The sequence below is a fragment of the Marinobacter maroccanus genome (assembly GCF_002933275.1).
Lineage (GTDB): Bacteria > Pseudomonadota > Gammaproteobacteria > Pseudomonadales > Oleiphilaceae > Marinobacter > Marinobacter maroccanus.
The window spans coordinates 297707-320722 of the sequence record NZ_PSSX01000002.1; the positions used below are offsets into that span (position 1 = coordinate 297707).

18 protein-coding genes and 1 tRNA gene are annotated in these 23016 nt (G+C 57.1%); 6 read left to right on the forward strand and 13 right to left on the reverse strand.

Features of this window, described 5'->3' with window-relative positions:
• The first annotated feature begins 105 nt into the window (after nucleotides 1-105).
• Complete coding sequence (locus tag KEHDKFFH_RS03950; protein ID WP_104320708.1) at nucleotides 106-714, forward strand: outer membrane beta-barrel protein; 609 nt, start codon at nucleotides 106-108, stop codon at nucleotides 712-714.
• Between the two features lie 147 nt (nucleotides 715-861).
• On the opposite strand, the gene rlmKL is transcribed toward KEHDKFFH_RS03950, so the two are convergent.
• Nucleotides 862-3054 carry a bifunctional 23S rRNA (guanine(2069)-N(7))-methyltransferase RlmK/23S rRNA (guanine(2445)-N(2))-methyltransferase RlmL gene (rlmKL, locus tag KEHDKFFH_RS03955; RefSeq protein WP_192875741.1) on the reverse strand — a complete coding sequence of 731 codons (2193 nt, stop codon included), beginning with the start codon at nucleotides 3052-3054 and terminating at the stop codon, nucleotides 862-864.
• Between the two features lie 300 nt (nucleotides 3055-3354).
• Here rlmKL and rmf point away from each other — a divergent pair, with 300 nt between their 5' ends.
• Nucleotides 3355-3567 carry a ribosome modulation factor gene (rmf, locus tag KEHDKFFH_RS03960; RefSeq protein ID WP_008172042.1) on the forward strand — a complete coding sequence of 71 codons (213 nt, stop codon included), beginning with the start codon at nucleotides 3355-3357 and terminating at the stop codon, nucleotides 3565-3567.
• Between the two features lie 172 nt (nucleotides 3568-3739).
• On the opposite strand, the gene KEHDKFFH_RS03965 is transcribed toward rmf, so the two are convergent.
• A complete protein-coding gene (locus tag KEHDKFFH_RS03965; protein WP_104320709.1) occupies nucleotides 3740-4759 on the reverse strand; it encodes a quinone-dependent dihydroorotate dehydrogenase in 1020 nt (339 codons plus the stop codon).
• A gap of 409 nt (nucleotides 4760-5168) precedes the next feature.
• On the opposite strand from KEHDKFFH_RS03965, the gene KEHDKFFH_RS03970 reads away from it, so the two are divergent.
• Complete coding sequence (locus KEHDKFFH_RS03970) at nucleotides 5169-6329, forward strand: cation diffusion facilitator family transporter (RefSeq protein WP_104320710.1); 1161 nt, start codon at nucleotides 5169-5171, stop codon at nucleotides 6327-6329.
• Nucleotides 6330-6347: 18 nt separating this feature from the next.
• On the opposite strand, the gene KEHDKFFH_RS03975 is transcribed toward KEHDKFFH_RS03970, so the two are convergent.
• Complete coding sequence (locus tag KEHDKFFH_RS03975; RefSeq protein WP_104320711.1) at nucleotides 6348-7847, reverse strand: RimK family protein; 1500 nt, start codon at nucleotides 7845-7847, stop codon at nucleotides 6348-6350.
• Between the two features lie 201 nt (nucleotides 7848-8048).
• On the opposite strand from KEHDKFFH_RS03975, the gene rimI reads away from it, so the two are divergent.
• Nucleotides 8049-9161, forward strand: a complete 1113-nt coding sequence (gene rimI, locus KEHDKFFH_RS03980) for a ribosomal protein S18-alanine N-acetyltransferase (RefSeq protein WP_104320712.1) — start codon at nucleotides 8049-8051, stop codon at nucleotides 9159-9161.
• Nucleotides 9162-9215: 54 nt separating this feature from the next.
• Here rimI and uvrB read toward each other — a convergent pair whose 3' ends face one another.
• Nucleotides 9216-11276 carry an excinuclease ABC subunit UvrB gene (gene uvrB, locus KEHDKFFH_RS03985; protein ID WP_104320713.1) on the reverse strand — a complete coding sequence of 687 codons (2061 nt, stop codon included), beginning with the start codon at nucleotides 11274-11276 and terminating at the stop codon, nucleotides 9216-9218.
• 183 nt (nucleotides 11277-11459) lie between these two features.
• On the opposite strand from uvrB, the gene KEHDKFFH_RS03990 reads away from it, so the two are divergent.
• Together KEHDKFFH_RS03990 and KEHDKFFH_RS03995 are read left to right on the forward strand one after the other, a co-directional pair.
• Nucleotides 11460-12644 (forward strand): pyridoxal phosphate-dependent aminotransferase, encoded by a 1185-nt coding sequence (locus KEHDKFFH_RS03990; protein ID WP_104320714.1) that lies wholly within the window; start codon nucleotides 11460-11462, stop codon nucleotides 12642-12644.
• A gap of 70 nt (nucleotides 12645-12714) precedes the next feature.
• Nucleotides 12715-12790 (forward strand) — tRNA-Asn (locus KEHDKFFH_RS03995).
• A gap of 518 nt (nucleotides 12791-13308) precedes the next feature.
• On the opposite strand, the gene pyrF is transcribed toward KEHDKFFH_RS03995, so the two are convergent.
• The 9 genes from pyrF to pheA all read right to left on the reverse strand — a co-directional run bounded on the left by pyrF (nucleotide 13309) and on the right by pheA (nucleotide 23016).
• Nucleotides 13309-14025 carry an orotidine-5'-phosphate decarboxylase gene (gene pyrF / locus KEHDKFFH_RS04000; RefSeq protein WP_104320715.1) on the reverse strand — a complete coding sequence of 239 codons (717 nt, stop codon included), beginning with the start codon at nucleotides 14023-14025 and terminating at the stop codon, nucleotides 13309-13311.
• Between the two features lie 26 nt (nucleotides 14026-14051).
• On the reverse strand, nucleotides 14052-15221 hold the full coding sequence (gene lapB / locus KEHDKFFH_RS04005; RefSeq protein ID WP_104320716.1) for a lipopolysaccharide assembly protein LapB: 1170 nt from the start codon (nucleotides 15219-15221) through the stop codon (nucleotides 14052-14054).
• Nucleotides 15221-15523, reverse strand: coding sequence for a LapA family protein (locus tag KEHDKFFH_RS04010; RefSeq protein WP_064230620.1), 303 nt, complete (start codon nucleotides 15521-15523; stop codon nucleotides 15221-15223). Before KEHDKFFH_RS04010 ends, lapB begins: the two co-directional genes overlap by 1 nt.
• A gap of 59 nt (nucleotides 15524-15582) precedes the next feature.
• Nucleotides 15583-15879 carry an integration host factor subunit beta gene (locus KEHDKFFH_RS04015; protein WP_007154691.1) on the reverse strand — a complete coding sequence of 99 codons (297 nt, stop codon included), beginning with the start codon at nucleotides 15877-15879 and terminating at the stop codon, nucleotides 15583-15585.
• A 134-nt stretch (nucleotides 15880-16013) separates the two neighbouring features.
• Nucleotides 16014-17708 (reverse strand): 30S ribosomal protein S1, encoded by a 1695-nt coding sequence (rpsA, locus tag KEHDKFFH_RS04020; protein ID WP_008172063.1) that lies wholly within the window; start codon nucleotides 17706-17708, stop codon nucleotides 16014-16016.
• A 130-nt stretch (nucleotides 17709-17838) separates the two neighbouring features.
• The gene (gene cmk, locus KEHDKFFH_RS04025) at nucleotides 17839-18519 is read right to left on the reverse strand and encodes a (d)CMP kinase (RefSeq protein WP_104320717.1); all 681 of its coding nucleotides are present in this window, start codon (nucleotides 18517-18519) and stop codon (nucleotides 17839-17841) included.
• The gene (locus KEHDKFFH_RS04030) at nucleotides 18519-20747 is read right to left on the reverse strand and encodes a bifunctional prephenate dehydrogenase/3-phosphoshikimate 1-carboxyvinyltransferase (RefSeq protein WP_104320718.1); all 2229 of its coding nucleotides are present in this window, start codon (nucleotides 20745-20747) and stop codon (nucleotides 18519-18521) included. The genes cmk and KEHDKFFH_RS04030 overlap by 1 nt, the downstream gene beginning before the upstream one ends.
• Before the next feature lies 1 nt (nucleotide 20748).
• Nucleotides 20749-21873: a histidinol-phosphate transaminase gene (hisC, locus tag KEHDKFFH_RS04035; protein ID WP_104320719.1), complete on the reverse strand. Its 1125-nt coding sequence runs from the start codon at nucleotides 21871-21873 to the stop codon at nucleotides 20749-20751.
• A 45-nt stretch (nucleotides 21874-21918) separates the two neighbouring features.
• On the reverse strand, nucleotides 21919-23016 hold the full coding sequence (gene pheA / locus KEHDKFFH_RS04040) for a prephenate dehydratase (protein WP_104320720.1): 1098 nt from the start codon (nucleotides 23014-23016) through the stop codon (nucleotides 21919-21921).

Genomic DNA, 23016 nt, shown 5'->3' on the forward strand with positions numbered 1-23016 from the left:
AACAGACAGTACTGGCAAGGGGAAGTGTGACACGGGTCGACGTAACAAACGGTTACACGAGGCAGAATCAGCCCGTATTCGCCCACGTCAGGAAGCCCGATAACAATGAACAAGGTTGTGCGAACGCCCCTCATCTGCCCGCTTGTCCCTGCCCTGTTTCTCGCGTCCCAGGTCGCTTTGGCCCAGGAGACCCCGAGGGCGGACAAACACTACATCGGTCTGCTGGCAACCACCTACAATCACCGCACCATCGGTGAAAACACCAAGGAAACCGCCTGGGGCACTGGCGGGACATTGGTGGTAGGTGGCCATATTACCGATCTGTTCCACGCCGAGCTGCGGGCCGGTGGTGGCTTCAAAGACGCCGAGGTCCCGAACAGCGACCTCACCCTGAGTGTGGACTACTACGCCAGCTGGTACATGGGCCTGCACTATGCCATCACCGACTACGCCAACCTTTACGGCCAGTTCGGCTTTTCCTACATCCACGGTGAAGGCGAGATCAGCGATCCTGCCAATGACCGCAACAACCCTTACCTTGATCTCGACGGCGAATTTCCCGACAGCGGCTTCAGCATCAGCTGGATTGCCGGTCTCGACTTTGAAGTGATGGACGACACCTTCCTGGTGTTCGAGGGCGGAAAGCTGTTCGAAGACACCGGAACGGATGTGAACACCTTCCAGTTCTCCGGCGGCGTGCGCTACGAATTCTAAAATGTAGGTCGGATTAGCGAAGCGTAATCCGACAAAAGTCAGAACGTAGGTCGGATTAGCGCAGCGTAATCCGACATCCGACCAGAGCCAGCCTTGAGGATTTGTCGGATTACGCTGCGCTAATCCGACCTACTAGTTAGATACCCGTTACGCCTTGTGGCGAATGTGCCAGCACCGGTGAATCCGGGCGTTGCGCTGAAAATCCTTGTCCAGGGTATCCCGGGTAACTTCGGCAACCTCGAACTCATTCTCCAGCGCTTCGTCCAGCTTAAAACGTCGGAAATTATTGGAAAAAATCAGCAACCCGTCGGAACTCAACCGGGCCATGGCCTGCCTGACCAGCGTCGAATGATCCTTCTGGATATCCAGAACGCCAGCCATACGGGCAGAGTTGGAAAAGGTCGGAGGATCCATGAAGATCAGATCAAACCGTTGGTCTGCCGTTTTCCGATCCGCCAGCCAGGCCAGACAGTCCGCCTGCTCCACCCGATGCTTCTTCGGATCGGCGCCGTTCAGGGCCAGGTTTTCCTCGGCCCAGCCAACATAGGTCTTTGACATATCCAGGCTCAGAGACCGGCTGGCGCCGCCAACCACGGCATGCACAGTAGCCGCGCCGGTATAGCAGAAAAGGTTCAGAAACCGCTGGTTTGCAGCGTGTTGCTGAATCCAGTGCCGCACTGGCCGATGATCGAGAAACAGACCTGTGTCCAGGTAATCCTTCAGGTTCACCTTCAGCATGCAGCCATGCTCGTGGACCTTGAAAAACTCGCCACTGGCCGCCTGCTTTTCATACTGGCTGGTACCCGTCTGGCGTTGGCGCTGCTTGCACACCATATCTTCCCGCTCCACACCCAATGCTTCGGGAATGATCGCAAGAGCTTCGGCCAGACGTTCACGGGCGGAGCGCTCGTCCACCGATTTCGGGGCGGCATACTCCTGCACGTGAACCCGCCCCTCATAGATATCGATCGCCAGGGCAAACTCCGGCATGTCGGCATCGTAAAGACGGTAGCAACCAATGCCCTGCTTTCTTGCCCACTGGCCAATGGTCTTCATATTTTTCCTGAGGCGGTTGCGGAGCATGGCCGCGCGCTCCTCGTTGGCAATGCGAGGGGTAACCTCACCGGGAATATCGGGCGCCCGCGGTGTCATGGCGCTGACGTCATTGATCTCAAACAGCAGCAACTGAGCGGGCAGCTTGCCGTTGAAAAGTCGATATTGCTTGTAGCTCCGCAAACCGATGGATTTACCGAATTCCGGGGCGCCGGTAAATACGCCAAGGCGCCAGCCCGGAACCGTGCGTTTCACTGCATCACCCAGGGCCTGATACAGGGCGCCCAGCTCCCGGCGCTCACTCAACCGCTCGCCGTAAGGCGGATTGGTCAGTACCAGCCCCTGATCGGACCAGTCGCCCTCAAGTTCCAGGGCGTCGACCGCCCGCGCTTCAACGTGGACAACACTCTCCAGCCCCGCTCTCTGAATGTTTTTCCAGGCCGTCGCGATGACCCGGCTGTCCTGATCGAAACCCGCCAGCCTGGGGATTCGTCCCTGCTTGCCCTCATGGGCGCGGCGCTCCGCTTCCTGGCGCAGGGATAACCAGAGTTCCGGCTGATGGCCGGGCCATTTCTCGAAGCCGAACCGTTCCTGCTTGCGGCCGGGCGCCATGTCCAGCGCCATCATGGCGGCTTCAATAACCAGAGTGCCGGACCCACACATCGGGTCCACGAAATCGCCGCCGGCCGCGGCAATCTCGGGCCAGCCCGCACGCATCAACAATGCTGCGGCCAGGTTTTCTTTCAGTGGTGCTATACCCTTGTCCGTGCGGTAGCCGCGCATGTGCAGGCTATGACCACTGAGATCGATGCCCAGTGACAGACGCCCCCGATTCAGGCGGGCGGAAACAATGACATCCGGGTTCTTGGCATCTACTGAAGGGCGCGGGCCGCCGTTGGCCTGGAACCTATCCACAATGCCGTCCTTTACCCGTTGCGCACCGTATTGAGTATTCCGGATTGCCTCGTTCTGACCGAGAAAGGTCACCCGGAAGCTGCCATGTACCGGAATATGCTGCTGCCAGTCCATGTGCACAACGCCGTCATAGAGTTGATCGCCACTATTGGCATCCACTTCATCAATATGGAGGATCACCCGGTTGGCCAGGCGCGACCACAGGCAAGCGCGGTAGCCACCCTCCAGAGGTCCCTCCACCCAGACTCCCGCCGGCGCGTTGCGCACCGTGTCCAGCCCAAAGGTGCTGAGCTCGTCCGCCAGAAGGTATTCCACTCCCTTCGGGCAGGTTACGAAAAATACAGATTTGGACAAGTTCAACTCCTGGTACATCGACGGCTATTGGTAAGTTTCCGGAATACAGCCTGTTCCGAAATTGGCAGCAATTCTTTAGTTCACATAACTATAAAAAAAGCGTCACATAGATGAAATAATTAGTGTACATCTGCGCAAGGTTCGACTTACCTTGTAAGTGACGCGTCGTTCTGGAAGGTAATAAACCTTCCGTTAACAGGATCCTGACTGCTCTGGCTTGAGCTGACAATAGTGGGTTATCCCGGAGCGGGTAACACTTGTCGTAGCCACTGCAGAAGTGTACACGCTTGTTCTGTTAATCCATCAGTGAGGAACGGCATGAAAAGACAGAAAAGAGACATGTACGCTCGTGCATTCAAGCGGGGTTATCTCGCTGGCGTGTCCGGTAAATCCAAAGACAGCTGCCCGATTGAACAGGCGGAAGTTCGCCAGGAATGGCTGAACGGGTGGCGAGAAGGCCGCACAGATCAATGGGAGGGCATGACCGGCGTATCCGGCATCCACAAACTGGCTAACGTTACGACGGCGTGACGCCTGAACTAACCCCGAATCTTAATCTGATCTTTTTCTACACAATTTGACGCAGTACTCAGAGCAACCCAAATGGGGCCTCCCGCCCCATACCATGCGATGAAGCGCCACGGGGTTCATTCCCCGCTCGGGCCCGCTAAGCGGGCCCACCTTCGTTCTGGGGCAAAGGAAATCACTTTACCTGCCGGATCGCCTCAACCGCTTCTTTTATCAGCTGGGGCCCGCGGTATATAAAACCGGTGTAGATCTGGACAAGTTTGGCACCGGCCCGGACTTTCTCTGCCGCACTCTCGCCATCAATAATGCCACCGACACCAATAATCGGTAATGACTCCCCCAGCTCGGCGTAAAGCCCTTTTATAACCCTGAGAGACGCTTCCCGAACCGGCGCCCCACTGAGACCGCCGGCTTCATCGGCATGGGCATGCCCCGCCACCGCATCACGGCTGATCGTTGTATTGGTGGCAATGACGCCATCCAGCCCAGTCTCGCGCAGCGCAGATGCCACAAAGCGGATACCGTCATCGTCCATGTCCGGAGCGATCTTCACGGCCACTGGCACGTAGCGACCAAACTGTTTTTCACACTTGAGCTGTTCATCCTTGATCGCTTCAAGCAGACCCTTCAGGGAATCACCGAACTGCAGATCCCGGAGCCCCGGCGTGTTGGGCGAGGACACATTGACCGTGATGTAGTCGGCCCGGTCGTAAACCGCCGATATCCCCTTCCGGTAATCCGACTCAGACTGGTCGTTGGGGGTATCCTTGTTCTTTCCCACATTGATTCCGAGCACACCTCTGTAGCGACGCTTATCCACGCGCGCCAGCAGGTGGTACAGGCCTTCATTATTGAACCCCATGCGGTTGATGATGGCCTGGTGTTCCGGCAACCGAAACATTCGCGGCTTGGGGTTGCCGGGCTGCGCCAGGGGCGTGACCGTACCCACTTCGATAAACCCGAAGCCCAGAGCACCCAGCGCATCGAGGTGATCCGCATTCTTGTCGAGGCCTGCCGCAAGGCCTACGGGGTTCGGAAAATCCAGCCCCATAACATTCACTGGCAATGAATCTATTTTAGGCGAAAAAGCGCTCAAAACACCCAGTCGGTGCGCAAGATCCAGACCATTCAATGCAACATTGTGAGCCTGCTCCGGCGGTAGGCGGAAAAGCAGGTTGCGGATAGCGCCGTACATCTGACAAAACTCCCCTTATCCAAGTGGGCGGAGTATACCGGAAGTTTTCCACAGCATCCCGGGATAGAACCAAATCAGCTGTAAATGACTGTATCATGGCAGTCTCGTGACCTTTTCCACGGAATCTGTGGATAACCCTGTTGAAAATCCCGGGGCAACGGTTGCCATCCCTTGATAACTGCGCCAATCTACAGATTGATCATTTTTTGACCAGTTATTTTTTCCTTTATTTTCATTGCCTTATATATTTTTTCCTTGCCTGTCGACAAATACTAAACAAAATGTTACCGAGTCATGGTTCTGCAATGATGTGCATAAATCACTTGAAATTCCGACTCCGGGCCGCCCCTGCCAAAGCCCCCGGGAATAACGTTATACTGACACCTGTCTTCTGATCTGGAGTACTTCAATGCAAGAGCCGATTTCCCCCGCCCAACAGCACCGGGAAAACCTCGCGGGCGAAATGAAAGCGGCCTCGCGCGTGACCATTATCGGAATGATTCTCGATGCCGTACTCGGAATCATAAAAGTCATTGGAGGTGCTCTTTTTCATTCCCAGGCCCTTCTGGTGGATGGTATTCACTCCTTCACGGATGTCGCCTCCGATCTGGTCGTTCTTGGGGTAATGAAGGTATCCCGTCAGGAGCCGGATGACGATCATCCCTATGGTCATCAACGAATCGAAACCTTCGGCACCCTGGTTCTGGGCAGCATCCTGATTGCTGTTGGCGCCGCGCTGGCCTGGGAAAATACCCTGCGCCTGATAGAGGGCGGCGTGGATACCGTGCCTGGCTGGCCAGTCCTGGTGGCAGCTGCAGCGTCGGTTGCGGGTAAGGAATGGATTTTCCGATACACTCGCCATGTCGGCCTGAAGATCCGCTCAGACCTGATTATCGCCAACGCCTGGCACAGCAGAACCGATGCGTTTTCTTCTGTTGTCGTTCTGGTTTCCACCGCCGGTGCCATGCTAGGCATGGTTTGGCTGGATGTGTTTGCGGCGGTGGTGATCGCCGGAATCATTATCCATATCGGCTGGAAGTTCACCTGGGACAGCGTGAAAGAGCTTGTTGATACCGGCCTTTCGCGGGAGGACACGGAGATGCTCAAGAGCATCGCCCGGGACACAGACGGGGTGCGTAACGTCCACGAACTCCGTAGCCGTCGAATGGGCCATGATATTTTGCTGGATATTCATCTGGTAGTTCGGCCAGAAATCAGTGTCTCAGAAGGACACCAGATCGGTATGCAGGTAGTCTCGGGCATGCGAGATGCCCTGGACAACATTCGGGATATCAATTTCCACATCGACGCCGAAAACGACGAAGACCAGCCCCTGACCTCGGAGCGTCTGCCGTCCCGTGGAGACATTCGAGCCATCCTGGCTCAGCACATTGGTGAGCTCCCTCACCACAGTCGTTTGCGGCTTCACTACCTGAAGAACAAGGTGCACCTGGAACTGTTCCTCGACGAGCACGAAGAAAAGACTGCCTTCTCCTCTGCGAACATCAAGGAACAGCTCCGGGATTATCCCTGGTTTGGTAGTGTCCGGGTGTGGGTGGCCGGCCCCTGAGGGAGCAGGCCATACCCGTTACCGACGACGGTTCTCTTCCATCCTTGAAAGAAATTCCTGCATGATCAGGGTATAGAGTTCACCACCGAGAAAGCGATCCTCCACTCCGGCATCAATGCTCGGGTTGTCGTTGACTTCGATTACCGCTACCCGGTTGCCGGACTGTTTGATATCCACGCCATAAAGCCCGTTACCAATAAGCTTGGTGGCATTCAGGGCAGCCTGAATCACGTTTCTCGGCACCTCGTAGGTGGGCATGGTCTCAAAGCCACCGCTCTCACTCTCGGATTCGCCGTGCTGGTAAATCTGCCAGTGGCCTTTCACCATCATGTATTTGCAGGCGTAGATGGCCCGACCACCCAGCACGCCAATGCGCCAGTCATAATCTGTGTACAGATATTCCTGGGCCAGCACCAACGCCGATTGCTTGAACAGTTCCTTGAGACCGGCACGGAGGGTTTTCTCGTCTTCCGCCTTGGTCACGCCCCGGGAAAACGCGCCATCCGGAATTTTGATAACCACCGGAAAGCCCAGCTCACTGATGACCTGCTCAACCGCGTTCTTCTGATCTTTTGACAGGATCAGTGTCTTCGGTGTGGGAATCTTGTTGTTCTTCAGGAGATCCGCAAGGAACACCTTGTTGGTGCACTTGAGGATCGACACCGGGTCATCAATCACCACCATACCCTCAGCGGCGGCCTTGCGGGCAAAGCGGTAGGTATGGTGATCAATGGCCGTGGTTTCCCGGATGAACAGGCCATCGTATTCCGGCAGGCGCATATAATCCCGCCGGGTAATCTGCTCTACATTGATACCCAGCTTGCGACCGGCCTTTTCGAATCGCTTCAGAGCGACCTTGTCACTCGGAGGCATTTCCTCATCGGGATTGACCAGCACCGCCAGATCATAGCGATAACGACGACGGGTTCTGGGCTTACGCCACACCATACTGCTGAAACGATCCAGGGCGGCAGCAAACACGTCCTGTTCATGCTCGCCGAGATCCGCCGGAGAGGCCGGCTTCATGGACTCAATCTGCCACTGTTTGCGGCGTTTGAAGACGACTTCAAGAATCGGGCACGGGAAACGCTCGAACAGCGCCCGGGCGACGGGTTTGAGATCCGGATGCTCTGCCTGGCCAAAGTAAGTCCGAATCCGGACTTCATGGGTGGCTGCTCTCTCATCACTGGCGGGATCAATTGCCGAGCCCGCCGCCTCTAGCCAGTTGATGACGCTTTCATCAAGCTCTTCCAGCTCGAGCGAAAACAGTCCTTTTCGACCAAGATCATTGAGCGTCATCACCGAAGGCACCACGTGGTGGCCACGGGCCTCTGCCAGGAGCGAGCAGTAGTAGCCCTTGCTCAGGTAACGGGCGCTCTGACACAGGTTGATGACCCTTACCCGGCTGGCAGGCGGAGCTGAGAACTGGAGGTACTGATCAAACGTCAGCACATCCTCACTGGGGTAATAGGGCGACCAGTCTTTAGCGCGGTCCACTACGATAAGCAATCGGGACATTAAAGGCATTCCTCCCTGAAAGGTCTGGCCTGTAGTAATGGAGACCACAATACGCCGGTCACGATCCCTGCACAATTGGCGAATAATGCGTGCTTTTACGCATCCTTGCGGTATTTGCGTTCCCCCTGCACTCACCCATAATAGCCGCATAGGGGAAGCCCACCAGCATGCCCTCCAAGCTCTTCTCAAGGCCGCATCTCAATGCCTGACTTCCAGCTCCGACAAGCCACCAGCAAGGATCTCGACGCCCTGGTTTCGCTTGAATACCGGTGTTTCACAGAGGACCGCCTTTCCAGACGCAGCTTTCGCCGGTTTCTGGAGATGCCGAGGGATCGTTTGATTGTGGCTGAGGCCGATGGCGAATTGGTGGGTTATTGCCTGGTTCTGATGAGCGCGGCTACCCGGCTGGCCCGCATTTACTCCATTGCTGTGTCACCTGACGTCCGGGGCCAGGGTGTGGGCGAGAGGCTGGTCCGGGAGGCGGAATCAGAAGCTGCGGAAGCGGGCCGCATCGTCATGAGACTGGAAGTACGTGAGGATAACCGGGGCGCTATCAGCCTTTACAAACGCCTGGGCTATCGCCAATTTGGTACCTATCGGGATTACTACGAGGACCACGGTGATGCCTTGCGCTTTGAGCGACGGATACTTTTCTACGAGCCTTCAAGAGAGTTTCCGGCCGTGCCCTATTACCCGCAGACCACGGATTTCTCCTGCGGCCCGGCAGCGCTGATCATGGCCATGGCCGCCCTGGATGAGCAGCAACCGCTGACGACGCTGGAAGAACTGAGATTATGGCGGGAGGCGACCACCATCTTCATGCTCGCCGGCCACGGCGGCTGCGGCCCCCATGGACTGGCACTCGCCGCCTGGAACCGGGGCTTTGAAGCCAGCGCGTGGATCAGCATGGAAGGCGCCCTGTTCAAGGACACAGTCAGAAGCGAGGACAAGAAGCGGGTCCTGGAACTGGTCCATGAGGGCTTTCTGCATGACATCGGCCAGACCGGCATCCAGTTGCACCACGACCCGCTGACTCTGGAAGCCATGACAGAGGCCCTACACGAGGGCCGGGTTCCTTTGATTCTTATCAGCACCTGGCAACTGAACCGAAGCCGCGTCCCCCACTGGGTAACCGTCTGTGCCATCGACGACCAGTTCGTGTACCTGCACGATCCGGAAATAGACGTGGAAATGGGTGAAACCGTCGCCGACAAGCAGTACCTGCCAGTCGATAAACGGGTATTCAGCCAGATCTCCCGATACGGAAGAAATCAGCCCCTGCAGGCGGCTGTGATCGTAGGACCGAAGCGGTAACACCAAGGCCCGGCGATACTCCACAACCCGCCGGCTACGTAAGCCAAGTCCAGACTAACCTGTCCGCAGGGCAGCCTCTTTCAACTCGGCAATATCGTCCCGCAGACGGGCTGCCGTTTCGAAATCCAGCTCGGAGGCGGCTTTGTACATTTCGTCCTCCAGACGGGATACTTCCTTGAGGACTTCCTCCGGAGACCGGTTGCCGGCCTTGGCCCGGTACTGCTCGGCCTCTTCCGCTGCTTTCTGTCCCGGACGCTCAGCCTTGCGACGGCCGCGCCCGCCGCCACCGGCACCTTCCATAATGTCGGCAATCTTCTTGTTCAGCCCCTGAGGAGTAATACCCTGCTCCAGGTTATGGGCCTCCTGCTTGGCCCGGCGACGCTCCGTTTCATCAATGGCCCGCTGCATGGAGCCTGTAATCCGGTCTCCGTAGAGTATGGCCTTACCGTGAACATTCCGCGCGGCGCGGCCCATAGTCTGGATCAGTGACCGCTCGGACCGCAGGAACCCTTCCTTGTCGGCATCCAGGATGGCCACCAGCGAGACCTCTGGCATATCCAGACCTTCCCGCAACAGGTTGATGCCCACCAGCACATCGAACTCGCCCCGCCGGAGGTCCCGGATGATCTCGACCCGTTCCACGGTATCGATGTCCGAGTGCAGATAGCGAACCTTGATGTCGTGCTCCATCAGGAAGTCGGTGAGATCCTCCGCCATACGCTTGGTCAGCGTTGTCACAAGGACCCGTTCCTTCACTTTCACCCGGGTGTGGATCTCTGAAAGCAGGTCGTCCACCTGAGTGGAGGCCGGGCGCACTTCGATCTCGGGGTCCAGCAGGCCAGTCGGTCGCACTACCTGTTCCACCACCTGCCCCGCGTGTTCGGCCTCGTAGTTCGACGGTGTTGCAGAAACGAAAATCATCTGTGGTGCGATTCGTTCCCATTCTTCAAACTTCATGGGCCGGTTATCCAGTGCCGATGGGAGGCGAAAGCCATATTCCACAAGCGTTTCCTTACGGGAACGGTCGCCCTTGTACATGGCACCGATCTGAGGAATGGTCACGTGGGACTCATCCACCACCAATAAGGCGTTGGGTGGCAGGTAATCAAACAGTGTCGGGGGCGCCTCACCAGGGCGGCGACCGGAGAGATAGCGTGAGTAGTTCTCGATGCCGTTGCAATAGCCCAGCTCCAGCATCATCTCGATGTCGTACCGGGTTCGCTCCTCCAGGCGCTGGGCTTCCACGAGGCGGTTGTTGTCCCGCAACTGCTGCAGCCGCTCATCCAGCTCCACCTTGATATGCTCAACCGCATCCAGCACCGTCTGCCGGGGCGTCACATAATGGGATTTCGGGTAAATGGTTACCCGCGGCACCCGCCGCAATACCTCACCGGTCAGTGGGTCGAAATAGCTGAGATTCTCCACCTCGTCATCGAACAGTTCGATGCGGATCGCCTCTTTTTCCGATTCGGCCGGGAACACATCGATGACATCGCCCCGGACCCGGTAATTGGCCCGGTGGAATTCCACGTCATTGCGAGTGTATTGCAGCTCGGCCAGGCGCCGCAGAATGAACCGCTGGTCAATCTGATCACCCCGATCCAGGTGCAACATCATCTTCAGATACGACTGGGGATCACCCAGGCCATAGATGGACGAAACCGTCGCCACGATGATGGCGTCCGGTCGCTCCAGCAATGCCTTGGTGGCGGATAGACGCATCTGCTCGATGTGCTCGTTGATAGAGGCGTCTTTCTCGATAAACGTGTCCGACGAGGGCACGTAGGCTTCGGGCTGGTAGTAGTCGTAGTAGGAGACGAAATACTCTACAGCGTTATCCGGAAAGAACTCCTTGAACTCACCATAGAGCTGGGCCGCCAGGGTCTTGTTATGGGCCATGATGATCGTTGGCCGCTGGATTTGCTGGATGACATTGGCGATGGTGAAAGTTTTACCGGAGCCGGTCACCCCCAACAACGTCTGGTGCGCGAGACCGGAATGAATGCCATCCACCAGCCCCTCAATTGCCTTGGGCTGGTCACCTGCTGGCTGGAACGGTGAATCCACCTTGAACACACCTTCTTTGGTGGAAACGTTTGCCTGATTACTGGCCATAACTGGCGGAAACCTCCGGTAAAACCGATGCAGAGGCGTAACAGCCCCTACCATTAGAGAAATTTAGCGATACACTGGCTTCATGATACCATCAGTGCGATCGACGGCTGGGCGAAAATCAGCCAGCAGCTCTGGCACCCGGCGGTCGCAGCCCTATCAGACGCAGCTTTAAGGAGCGCAAGTTTGGACCTTCAACTTTCCAGCCGAGTACAGGCAATCAAGCCCTCTCCCACCCTCGCAGTCACCAACAAGGCCGCGGAACTCCGCGCAGCAGGCCAGGACATTATCGGCCTGGGTGCCGGCGAGCCGGACTTCGACACACCTGATCACATCAAACAGGCAGCCATTGAAGCCATCAATAACGGCCAGACCAAATACACCGCCGTTGATGGTACGCCAGCCCTGAAAAAAGCGATTATTGCGAAGTTCAAACGGGACAACGGCCTGGATTACGAAGCCAACCAGATACTGGTAAGCAGTGGTGGCAAACAGAGCTTTTTCAACCTCGCACTTGCCACATTGAACCCGGGTGACGAAGCCATCATCCCGGCGCCCTACTGGGTTTCCTACCCGGACATGGTGCTGGTCGCCGAGGGCAAACCGGTCATCATTGAAACCGGCGCCGAGACCCGCTTCAAGATCACGCCGGAACAACTGGAAAACGCCATCACCGAGCGTACCCGCCTGTTCGTGATCAACAGCCCCTCGAACCCGAGCGGCATGGCCTACACCCTGGAAGAGCTGCAGGCCATCGGCGAGGTGCTGAAGAAGCACCCGAACATCATGATCGCCACTGACGACATGTATGAGCCGATCCTGTGGACCGGCAAGCCGTTCTGCAACATCCTCAACGCGACGCCTGAACTGTATGACCGTACCTTCGTGCTGAATGGCGTATCCAAAGCCTATTCCATGACTGGCTGGCGTATCGGCTACGCGGCTGGCCCGGCAAAAATCATCGGCGCCATGAAGAAGATCCAGTCCCAGAGCACCTCCAACCCGGCCTCCATCTCCCAGGCAGCGGCACAGGCTGCGCTTGATGGCGATCAGGCCTGCGTAGGCGACATGGTCAAGGCCTTCAAGGAACGCCACGACTGGCTGGTAGAAGCACTGAACAAGATGCCGGGCGTCGAGTGCCTGAACGGCGACGGTACCTTCTATGTGTTCCCCAGCTTCCAGGGCGCCATTGATGCGGATTCCAGCGTCAGCAGCGACGTGGAGTTCGCGGAGAAGCTGCTGACCGACGCCGGCGTGGCACTGGTCCCGGGCTCCGCCTTCGGCTGTCCTGGCCACATGCGCCTGAGCTTCGCCACCAGCATGGAAAACCTGGAAAAGGCTGTCGAACGTCTTCAGAAAGCGCTTGGCTAAAAAGTTCTGGCCAGGGGTTGACGGGGCGGTATTGCCAACTTAATATACGCGCCTCGTCACACGACGACGTTCCCCGATAGCTCAGTTGGTAGAGCAACGGACTGTTAATCCGTTTGTCGCTGGTTCGAGCCCAGCTCGGGGAGCCACTATTCTGAAAACCCGCCAATTCTTTGAGTTAGCGGGTTTTTTATTGCCTTCTTTTATTGCATTAGGTTTTTAACCACATCTTAGGTGGTGATGTAGGCTCCTGCCCTAGCCTGCTGCATTCGGGGCTGGTGGTGTGGGGTCGTCCTCCCAAAAACCGCTACGAGCACGTCCATGTGCGCTTGACTGTGGCCATCCATGGCCACAGACATTTTTGGGAGGGCAACCCCACACCACCGATCCGATCCTGAAAGATGGAATTGCCGAATATTATCCAAATTTACGCAAACCACCTAACCATGCGCAAATTGGTTTGGCACATAAATGTAGGTCGGATTAGCGCAGCGTAATCCGACAATGGAATTTACTAAGCTGGGATTCAATTGGTTTGTCGGATTACGCTGCGCTAATCCGACCTACACCCTTCGTTAAATGGCGGGCAACTGAAAGGTCCAAACGGGACAGCTGTCCCTGCCACCATTACTCAAAGGCCCGATCAGGATTCAAGGGCCGCACAAAGCTAGAGCCCAATCACCTCTGAGTGAATAGCCTCCAAGGCAGCCAGCGGGTCAGACGCCTGAGTAATCGGCCGGCCAATCACGAGGTAGTCAGAACCAGCTTTAAGGGCATCTGTGGGGGTCATGATGCGCTGCTGATCGCCTTTATCGGCAGTCAACGGACGGATACCCGGTGTGATCAGCTTGAAGTCAGCGCCCTGCTCGGCTTTGAGCTTGGGCGCCTCCTGCGCGGAGCAGACGACACCGTCCAGGCCGCAGTTTTTCGTGAGGGTTGCCAGGCGGGATACCTGGGCCTCCGGGGAATCGGTGATGCCGATGCCTGCCAGGTCGTCGGCGTTCATGCTGGTGAGCACGGTGACGGCGATCAGAAGCGGACGGTCCGCGCCAAAGGGTTCCAGGCGTTCCCGGCAGGCGGTCATCATTTTCTCGCCGCCAGAGGCGTGCACATTGACCATCCAGACACCAAGATCGGCAGCAGCCGCAACGGCTGCTGACGTAGTGTTGGGGATGTCATGGAATTTCAGGTCCAGGAACACCTCGAATCCACGCTTCTGCAGTCCCTCGACCAGTTGCGGGCCGGAACGGGTGAACAGTTCTTTGCCCACTTTCAGGCGACATTTGGCAGGGTCCAGTTTGTCGACCAGCTCAAGGGCCGGATTCTGGGAGGGAAAGTCGAGGGCGACGATGATCTTGGGATCGTTGGCGGTTTGCACGTTCATTTGTCCTGCGGAAATTCGGTAAAGGTTTATTCGGCTTCAACACCCTGTATCGGGCGGACGGTTTCCCACTGCTTGCAGCTCGGGCACAGCCAGTGCAGCTGACGACCTGAGAAGCCACAGCTGACACAGCGATACACCGGACGGTTGGCCAGTATCAGGTGACCAATGCGGCTTACCAACCTGCCTTCATCGGTAGTCATGCCTTTTTCGTAGCCGGCCATTTCCACCAACCTGAGCAGACCGCGTACGCTCGGGCGCGTTTCCAGCTCCTGCCTGAGTAAATCGATGGCTGCCGGTCGTCCCGAAGCGCGCTCTACGGACTCAACGAGGGCAAGCAGCAGACTGGTGCTCGGATAACTTTCGTATAGCTTGCGCAGCTTTTTCGCAAGCCTGCCGATGTCGCCGTGTTCGTGCTCAAGCTTCATCAAACGGTCGATCGCTTCCGACCCAAATTCCGGGTTCTGATCAAACACTTTCAGGCACTGATTGCCGGCTTCCCGGTAACTACCCTGACGAACCAGCAGCTTCATCAGAATAAGATTGGCCCGAACGCATGAGCGATCATAGTCGAGCGCTTCCCTGGCCAGCTTCTGTGCGGCCCAGCGGTCGTCCTGTTTCAGGGACTCCTCGGACAGCTCACAGGTCAGATAGGCCAGAACCTTGAACATGGCAGGGTCGGCGTCGCCCCGGGTCAGGGTCCGTGCAACCTCGGCAGCTTTAGCCCACTCCTTCTCTTGCTGATAGAGATCGATCAGCTGTTGGGAGGAGTGCCGCCCGTACTCTTTGTCGCCCATCAACTGGTGCAGCAGCGCCTCGGCACGGTCAAGCAGACCGGCATTGAGATAATCCCGGGCAAGCTCAAGGGTTACCTGTGGTGAAAAACGTGGAGGCAGTTCGGGCCTGGCCAGCAGATTCTGGTGGATCAATATGGCCCGGTCTGTTTCACCCTTGTTGCGGAAATGGCTACCAATGGAAAGGTGCAGACTGACCGTGTCCTTGTTTACCGCAAGGGACTGGACGAAATTTTCAACAGCCTGGTCAGAGTAGTTGGTGAAAAGGAACTGGAGACGATCCTTCACCGATTCCTCATCGGAAATCGTCTTTCCGGATCGGCTGTCATTGCTTCCCAGCCGGCCCACAAGCCAGCCAACGGCGACTGCAACTGTCAGCAGCAGCCACTGAAGTACCATATCCATTAAAGAGTCCGGTCGTTCTGGGCCCTGGATTTCTCCAATGCCTGCTCGGCACGATCAAGTCGCTTCTGAAGGGTTCGCCGGGACACCGAGGTGCGGACGGTGGCCAGCATGGTCATCAGCACGCCAACGAGGGCACCGACAACAAATGCCATGATAATCCAGACGGCAACACCATGGGGCTGGGTTTCAAACAGCAGGAAGTTGAGGGAAACTGCCATTTGATTATTGAGCGAGAATACCAGTGCCAGCAGAACCAGGACCAAAACCAACAGAATAATGAGGATCTTCTGCAATCCTGCCATAGCAATAGCACTCCCAAAGGGCTTCAAAGCCCGAATTATACGCGTTCCCTGACCAGCTGTTAAAAGCCTTTCTTCAAGCTGTCGTTGACCTGCTCTCTCAATTCCTTGCCGGGTTTGAAGTGCGGCACAAACTTGGCAGGCAGCTGGACAGCCTCACCGGTTTTCGGATTGCGCCCGGTGCGCGCGGCCCGGTGGTGAAGGGAAAAACTGCCAAATCCCCGGATTTCTATTCTCTGACCATCGGCAAGCGACTGGGACATGTGCTCAATGATGGTTTTTACAGCCAGTTCGACATCTTTAACGGAGAGCTGAGTCTGCTTGGAAGCAATCAGCTCGACCAGTTCGGACTTCGTCATGAGGCGTTTCCCTCTTTCGTTTTTATTCGGCCGTCGGTTACCGGATTCCCATGACTACCTAGTTTAGCCAAACCAGAAAAAAACACAAAAAAAACGGGCTCTTAGAGCCCGTTTTTTTCGTACCAACCGGAGGATTAGTCCTTATTGGCGTTTTGCTGTTGCATCTGCTCCTTGATGAGATCACCGATGGTGGTCGCACCAGAGGAAGTTTCCGCAGTCTTGGTCCGCACATTTTCCAGTGCCTGCTTGTCGTCCTCAACGTCTTTGGACTTCACAGACAGGTTGATGATGCGGTTCTTGCGGTCGATGCTGATGATCTTCGCTTCAACTTCTTCGCCTTCCTTCAGCGCATTGCGTGCGTCTTCAACACGGTCACGGCTGATTTCGGAGGCTTTCAGTACCGCTTCAACTTCGTCGTTCAGGGCAATGGTAGCTGCCTTGGCATCAACTGCAGACACGGTGCCCTTAACAATGGAGCCCTTGTCGTTCAGCTGTACAAACTCGGCGAACGGATCGCTCTCGAGCTGCTTGATACCCAGGGAGATACGCTCGCGCTCCGGATCAACAGACAGGATAACGGTTTCAACTTCGTCACCCTTCTTGTATTCACGAACCGCTTCTTCGCCAGTCTCGTTCCAGCTGATGTCAGACAGGTGAACCAGACCGTCGATGCCGCCATCCAGACCGATGAAGATACCGAAGTCAGTGATTGACTTGATCTTACCGGAGATGCGGTCGCCCTTGTTGAAGTTGCTGGAGAAATCTTCCCACGGGTTGGATACACACTGCTTGATACCCAGGGAAATACGACGACGCTCTTCGTCGATATCCAGAATCATCACACCCACTTCGTCGCCTACCTGGACAACCTTGGACGGATGGATGTTCTTGTTGGTCCAATCCATTTCAGAGACGTGAACCAGACCTTCAACACCCTCTTCCAGCTCAGCAAAGCAACCGTAGTCAGTCAGGTTGGTAACGCGTGCAGTAACCTTGCTGCCTTCCGGGTAACGGCCCTTGATATCAACCCAGGGATCTTCGCCCAACTGCTTCAGGCCGAGGGAAACACGGTTGCGCTCACGATCGAACTTCAGAACCTTAACGCTGATTTCGTCGCCAACATTCACGATTTCGCTCGGATGCTTGATGCGCTTCCAGGCCATATCGGTAATGTGCAACAGGCCGTCAACACCACCCAGGTCTACGAACGCGCCGTAGTCGGTCAGGTTCTTGACGATACCTTTGATTTCCATACCCTCGGTCAGAGTTTCCAGCAGAGCTTCACGCTCGGCGCTGTTCTCAGCTTCCAGAACGGCGCGGCGGGAAACAACCACGTTGTTACGCTTCTGGTCGAGCTTGATAACCTTGAATTCGAGTTCTTTGTTCTCCAGGTGCGCGGTGTCGCGAACCGGACGAACGTCTACCAGCGAGCCAGGCAGGAAGGCACGGATACCGGCCAGATCGACGGTGAAACCACCCTTGACCTTACCGTTGATGATACCTTTAACCACTTCCTCAGCTTCGAAGGACTTCTCGAGTACCTTCCAGGCTTCTGCACGCTTGGCCTTTTCACGGGACAGACGGGTCTCACCGAAGCCGTCTTCAACAGCGTCGAGAGCTACATCGACAACGTCGCCGATAGCAATTTCCAACTCGCCTTTTTCGTTCAGGAACTGGGAGGCGGGGATAACGCCTTCGGACTTCAGTCCGGCGTTAACGGTGACCCAGTCGTTATCGACGTCTACAACGGTTCCCTGGACGATGGAACCCGGTTGCATGTCAATTTCTTTTAGGCTTTCTTCAAAAAGATCCGCAAAGCTCTCGCTCATTATGAGTCCTATATGATCAACGCAAGTGTACTCCGTGCCACCAGCAACACGGTCTGTTAACAAGTTCCGGATTAAGCCTGTGGCTGGCAGATAGCGCTACATCCGGCATTTCAACGACAAAAAGGTGTAGTCAGGCCTGGCCTGCTGCAGCCATACACCTGTCCAACACCTCTTCTATACTCAATCCCGTAGAATCAATGACTTGCGCATCATCTGCGGGTTTGAGAGGGGCTGCGGAACGGTTCATATCCCGTTCATCACGAACCCGTATCTCCTCTAAAAGGGCGTCAATATTAACATCGACACCCGCGTCCTTCAACTGGCTATAGCGCCGCTGAGCCCTCTCCTCGGCGCTTGCCGTCAGGAAGATTTTCACCGGCGCATCGGGAAACACCACCGTTCCCATATCACGGCCATCGGCCACCAGGCCCGGCGCCTGCCGGAAGTCGCGCTGGCGCTGCAAAAGAGCGTCCCGGACCGGCTGCATCACAGCCACCTTTGAAGCATTGTCGCCAGCGGATTCCGTACGTATATCTGCGGTCACGTCCTGCCCTGCCAGAATGACTTTCACCGGTTCGCCTGCCGGCGTGGGCTCAAACGCCACATTCAGTCCGGCAGCGACGTTCACCAGGCCGGCTTCATCATCCAGAGACACACCCTGACGAACCGCGGCCAGTGCCGTCAGCCGATACAAGGCCCCGCTGTCAAGCAGGTGCCAACCCAGTTTTCGGGCCAGCATCTGGGTAATCGTGCCTTTGCCGGAGCCCCCGGGACCGTCCACGGTAATCACCGGCGCACTGCTATCTGACATTATTCAGCCCCCTCGGCTGAGATATTGATTCCCGTATCTTGCGCAAGTTCCACAAATCCCGGGAAAGATGTAGCCACATTCGCACAATCGGTAACTGTGATCTCTCCCTCGGCGCGGAGCGATGCCACCGCGAAAGACATGGCAATCCGATGGTCTCCGTGACTGTTCACGGTGCCGCCACCAATAGTCTGGCCGCCATCGATGATAATGCCGTCCGGCGTTACCGTGGTTTCCACACCCAGAGCGGCCAGGCCGTCAGCCATGACCTGTATCCGGTCGCTTTCCTTGACCCGAAGCTCCTCTGCGCCCCGCAGTACCGTTCGGCCTTTGGCGCAGGTTGCGGCGATGAACAGCACCGGGAATTCATCGATGGCCAGGGGCACCTGATCTTCCGGAATATCGATACCCTGCAACTCCGCCGAGCGGACCCGCAGGTCAGCAACCGGCTCGCCACCGATTTCGCGCTCGTCCAGAATCTCAATACTGGCACCCATCTGGTTCAGGATGTTGATCACACCGACCCGTGTCGGGTTCATCCCCACATGCCGCAGGACCAGATCAGATCCTGGAGCAATACTCGCGGCTACCAGAAAAAACGCGGACGACGAGATATCAGCAGGCACATCAATATTGGTCGCCGTCAGTTTGCCGCCACCGCTGACACTGGCGGTCGCACCGTCACGATGAACGTGATAGCCAAAGCCGGCCAGCATGCGCTCGGTATGATCGCGGGTGGGAGCCGGCTCGGTCACCGATGTACTGCCCTCTGCGTAGAGACCGGCCAGCAGGAGGCAGGACTTCACCTGGGCGCTGGCCACCGGCATTTCATAATGAATACCGGACAGTTTCTGGCCGCCACGAATTTTCAACGGCGGGCGACCACCTTCCGCGGTATCAATCACGGCGCCCATGGCCCTGAGCGGATCAGCAACCCGCCCCATCGGGCGACCGGAGAGACTCGCATCGCCAGTCAGCTCTGAATCAAAGGGCTGTGCTGCCAGCAGCCCTGCAAACAACCGCATGGCCGTTCCGGAGTTACCCAGATACAACGGCCCCCTTGGCGCCTGCAGCCCGTGCATGCCAACGCCGTGGATCCGCACAAAGCCGTCATCCGGGCCTTCGATGGTCACGCCCATATCCCGGAACGCCTGAAGCGTGGCCAGGCTGTCCTCACCTTCCAGAAATCCCTTCACTTCGGTGACGCCGTCCGCCAGCGCACCCAGCATTATTGAACGGTGCGACATCGACTTGTCGCCGGGCACCCGGATATCACCGGTAATCGCGCCACCGGGCTTGAGACGGAACGTTACCTGCTTTTCACTGTTGTTTGTCACGTAAGCCTGTCCTGAGAGCATCTTCGAAAAATGTTCACGCGCCGCCTTGGCGCGACTGAAAACCCGCAACAACGTGGCGCTGTCCTGATTGGCAATGGCAGTACGCAGTTGTTCGAGGTCGTGAGTAAAGTGATCAATCACACGCAGAACCGCATCGCGGTTCGACAGAAAGATATCGTGCCACATCACCGGATCACTGGCCGCAATCCGGGTAAAGTCCCTGAAGCCTCCTGCGGCATACCGGAAGATATCCATGTTCTCATCTTCACCCGCCAGGGTATCCACCAGGGAGAACGCAATCAGGTGCGGCAGGTGGCTGGTAGCTGCCAGCACCTCGTCGTGATACGCCACCGACATGGTCAGCACCGTGGCACCACAACCCTCCCACAGCGCTTTCAGCCGGGCAAGGTGGGGCTGGCTGACGTCATCAGGCGGCGTAAGAATGACCTTGTGGTTGGCAAAAAGCTCGGGGTTCGCCGCCCGAATGCCGCTCTTCTCCGAACCGGCAATAGGGTGGCCGGGAATGACACGAGGAGACAGGCTGCCGAACACCGCCTCAACATCAGTCACAAAACTGGATTTGGTGCTACCCACGTCAGTCAGTATCGCGTCCAGTTCCAGTGCCGGGCGAACCTGTTCAAGAACCTTGCGGGTAGCCCGTACAGGAACGGCCAGCACAACCAGGTCCGCCCCCTGGACCGCCTCGGCGATCGAAGAGGCCGACTGGTCGATTACACCCAGCTCTTTGCCGAGTTGTAGCTCTTCATCGCGCTGGTCTGTACCAACAACTGTGCCCGCCAGCCCGTTACGTCGGATCGCGCAGGCCAGGGAGCCGCCAATCAGCCCCAGGCCAATCACCGCTACCCTTTTAAACAAAGGCTCGGACGACGCCATATCAGTCGCTCAACCCCGAGGCCGCCAAGGCCTGCGCCAGTGCATCAATAAAGCGCTCGTTTTCTTCCGGAAGCCCGACAGAAACCCGGAGATGCCGGGGCATGCCATAGCCGCCGATGGGCCGGACAATTACGCCGTGCGCCAGCAGGGACTGGTACACGCCCATGGCCTGCTCCCCCACTTCCACGGCCACGAAGTTCCCTGCCGACGGAATGTAGCTGAGCCCCATCCGGTCGAATGCCTCCTGCAACTGAAGCAGACCAGCCGTGTTCACCTCCCGGGAACGCTGGAGATAGTCCTCATCTTCAAGCACGGCCGTGGCTGCAGAAAGGGCAACTGTATCCACATTAAACGGCTGACGCACCCGGTTCAGAATATCCGCAATGGCCGGTGAGGAGATGCTGTACCCGACCCGCAGAGCCGCCAGCCCCCAAGCTTTGGAAAACGTGCGGCAGACGATAAAGTTCGGGAAACGGGCCAGAAGTTCAACACCGTCCGGATATTGCTCTCCGGTCAGGTATTCGCAATAGGCCTCATCCAGGACCACAAGCACGTTCGCCGGAATCTTGTTCAGGAAAGCCTCAATGGCATCTGCCGTGTGAACCGTGCCGGTGGGATTGTTGGGGTTGGCGACAAACACCAGGCGGGTACGATCGGTAACCGCCTCTGCCATGGCATCCAGATCGTGCCCCCACTCCCGGGCAGGCACAGACACACCCCTGGCGCCGATAGCCTGGGTCACCAGAGGATAAACGGCGAACGCATATTGGGAGAATACGACTTCGGAATCCGCATCAGCAAAACAACGGGTAATCACTTCCAGAACATCGTTGGATCCGTTACCCAGGGTAATCTGATTCATTCCAACGTTCAGACGCTTCGACAACGCCTGCTTGAGATTGAATCCGTTGCCATCGGGGTACAGACAAAGTTCGGATAACGCCTGCCGGGCTGCCGCAAGGGCCTTTTCGCTGGGCCCGAGCGGGTTTTCGTTGCTGGCAAGCTTAATGATTTCCGCCGGGTTGAGGCCCAGCTCACGGGCCAACTCTTCGATCGGCTTGCCTGGCTGATAGGGTGAGAGCGCCTGTACGCCGCGAACCGCCAGACTCTGGTAATCAATGGCCATATATCGTCCTCGACACTACTTTCTCAGAAACGCAGGTGTGGATACTCAAAGCACGCCAATGGGGTAGGAACCCAGGCGCTTGAGTTCAACGGCCTCTTCGTCCACTTCCGTCAGCACCTTCCGGACCTGCTCATCCTCCATATGTCCCTCGAAATCGATGTAGAACACGTAGGCCCAGGTACCGCTGGGCGAGGGCCGCGTTTCGATTCTGGTCAGGCTGAGGCCATGACGGTGGAAAGGCTCGAGGAGCTGATACAGAGCCCCGGGCTTGTTGCGCATGGACACCAGGATAGATGACTTGTCGTGACCGCTGGCCGGCACTTCCTCCCGGCCAATGATCAGGAACCGGGTGGTGTTGTCCGGGCGATCCTCAATGCTGTTTGCGAGCTTTTCCAGGCCATAGAGCTCGGCCGCCATGTCACCGGCAATGGCTGCGGTACCCGGCTCTTCGGCGGCGCGTCGGGCAGCTTCCGCATTGCTGGAGACGGTGACCCGCTCAATGCCGTAGCGATGGGTATCCAGCCACTGACGGCACTGGGCAAAGGACTGCTGGTGAGAGTAAATCCGGGTAATTTCCTGGTCGCCATGCTTCGGACACACCAACAGGTGATGATGAATCCGCAATTGAACCTCACCGCAGATCTTGAGCGGCGAGGACATGAACATATCAAGGGTGTGGTTGATCATTCCCTCGGTAGAGTTTTCCACCGGTACCACGCCGTAATGGGCTGCGCCGGATTCGACCTCCCGGAACACCGCATCAATGGCCGGTAGTGGCACACTGACCACCGAGTGGCCAAAATGCTTGAGCGCTGCCGCCTGGGTAAAGGTGCCAATCGGTCCCAGGAAGGCAATGTGCATGGGCTTTTCCAGCGCCAGGCAGGCAGACATGATTTCCCGGAACAGGCGGGCCATTTCTTCACCGGACAGCGGCCCCGGGTTCTGTTCCTTGATGCGACGAAGCACCTGGGCTTCCCGCTCCGGGCGGTAGAAAAAGACATTCTGCCCCGGATTGGCGGTCATTTTAACGTGGGCCACTTCCTGGGCACAGGCGGCCCTGGCACTGATCAGTTCCATGATCTTCTGATCAATCTGATCGATCTCGTCCCGCAGCTCTCCGAGCCGAACCTGCTCGTCACTCAT

What these genes read in the sequence shown, in the direction of transcription:
- KEHDKFFH_RS03950 (WP_104320708.1), top strand. Translation starts at nt 106, where the DNA reads ATGAACAAGGTTGTGCGAACGCCCCTCATCTGCCCGCTTGTCCCTGCC.
- rlmKL (WP_192875741.1), bottom strand. Translation starts at nt 3,054, where the DNA reads ATGTACCAGGAGTTGAACTTGTCCAAATCTGTATTTTTCGTAACCTGC.
- rmf (WP_008172042.1), top strand. Translation starts at nt 3,355, where the DNA reads ATGAAAAGACAGAAAAGAGACATGTACGCTCGTGCATTCAAGCGGGGT.
- KEHDKFFH_RS03965 (WP_104320709.1), bottom strand. Translation starts at nt 4,759, where the DNA reads ATGTACGGCGCTATCCGCAACCTGCTTTTCCGCCTACCGCCGGAGCAG.
- KEHDKFFH_RS03970 (WP_104320710.1), top strand. Translation starts at nt 5,169, where the DNA reads ATGCAAGAGCCGATTTCCCCCGCCCAACAGCACCGGGAAAACCTCGCG.
- KEHDKFFH_RS03975 (WP_104320711.1), bottom strand. Translation starts at nt 7,847, where the DNA reads ATGTCCCGATTGCTTATCGTAGTGGACCGCGCTAAAGACTGGTCGCCC.
- rimI (WP_104320712.1), top strand. Translation starts at nt 8,049, where the DNA reads ATGCCTGACTTCCAGCTCCGACAAGCCACCAGCAAGGATCTCGACGCC.
- uvrB (WP_104320713.1), bottom strand. Translation starts at nt 11,276, where the DNA reads ATGGCCAGTAATCAGGCAAACGTTTCCACCAAAGAAGGTGTGTTCAAG.
- pyrF (WP_104320715.1), bottom strand. Translation starts at nt 14,025, where the DNA reads ATGAACGTGCAAACCGCCAACGATCCCAAGATCATCGTCGCCCTCGAC.
- lapB (WP_104320716.1), bottom strand. Translation starts at nt 15,221, where the DNA reads ATGGATATGGTACTTCAGTGGCTGCTGCTGACAGTTGCAGTCGCCGTT.
- KEHDKFFH_RS04010 (WP_064230620.1), bottom strand. Translation starts at nt 15,523, where the DNA reads ATGGCAGGATTGCAGAAGATCCTCATTATTCTGTTGGTTTTGGTCCTG.
- KEHDKFFH_RS04015 (WP_007154691.1), bottom strand. Translation starts at nt 15,879, where the DNA reads ATGACGAAGTCCGAACTGGTCGAGCTGATTGCTTCCAAGCAGACTCAG.
- rpsA (WP_008172063.1), bottom strand. Translation starts at nt 17,708, where the DNA reads ATGAGCGAGAGCTTTGCGGATCTTTTTGAAGAAAGCCTAAAAGAAATT.
- cmk (WP_104320717.1), bottom strand. Translation starts at nt 18,519, where the DNA reads ATGTCAGATAGCAGTGCGCCGGTGATTACCGTGGACGGTCCCGGGGGC.
- KEHDKFFH_RS04030 (WP_104320718.1), bottom strand. Translation starts at nt 20,747, where the DNA reads ATGGCGTCGTCCGAGCCTTTGTTTAAAAGGGTAGCGGTGATTGGCCTG.
- hisC (WP_104320719.1), bottom strand. Translation starts at nt 21,873, where the DNA reads ATGGCCATTGATTACCAGAGTCTGGCGGTTCGCGGCGTACAGGCGCTC.
- pheA (WP_104320720.1), bottom strand. Translation starts at nt 23,016, where the DNA reads ATGAGTGACGAGCAGGTTCGGCTCGGAGAGCTGCGGGACGAGATCGAT.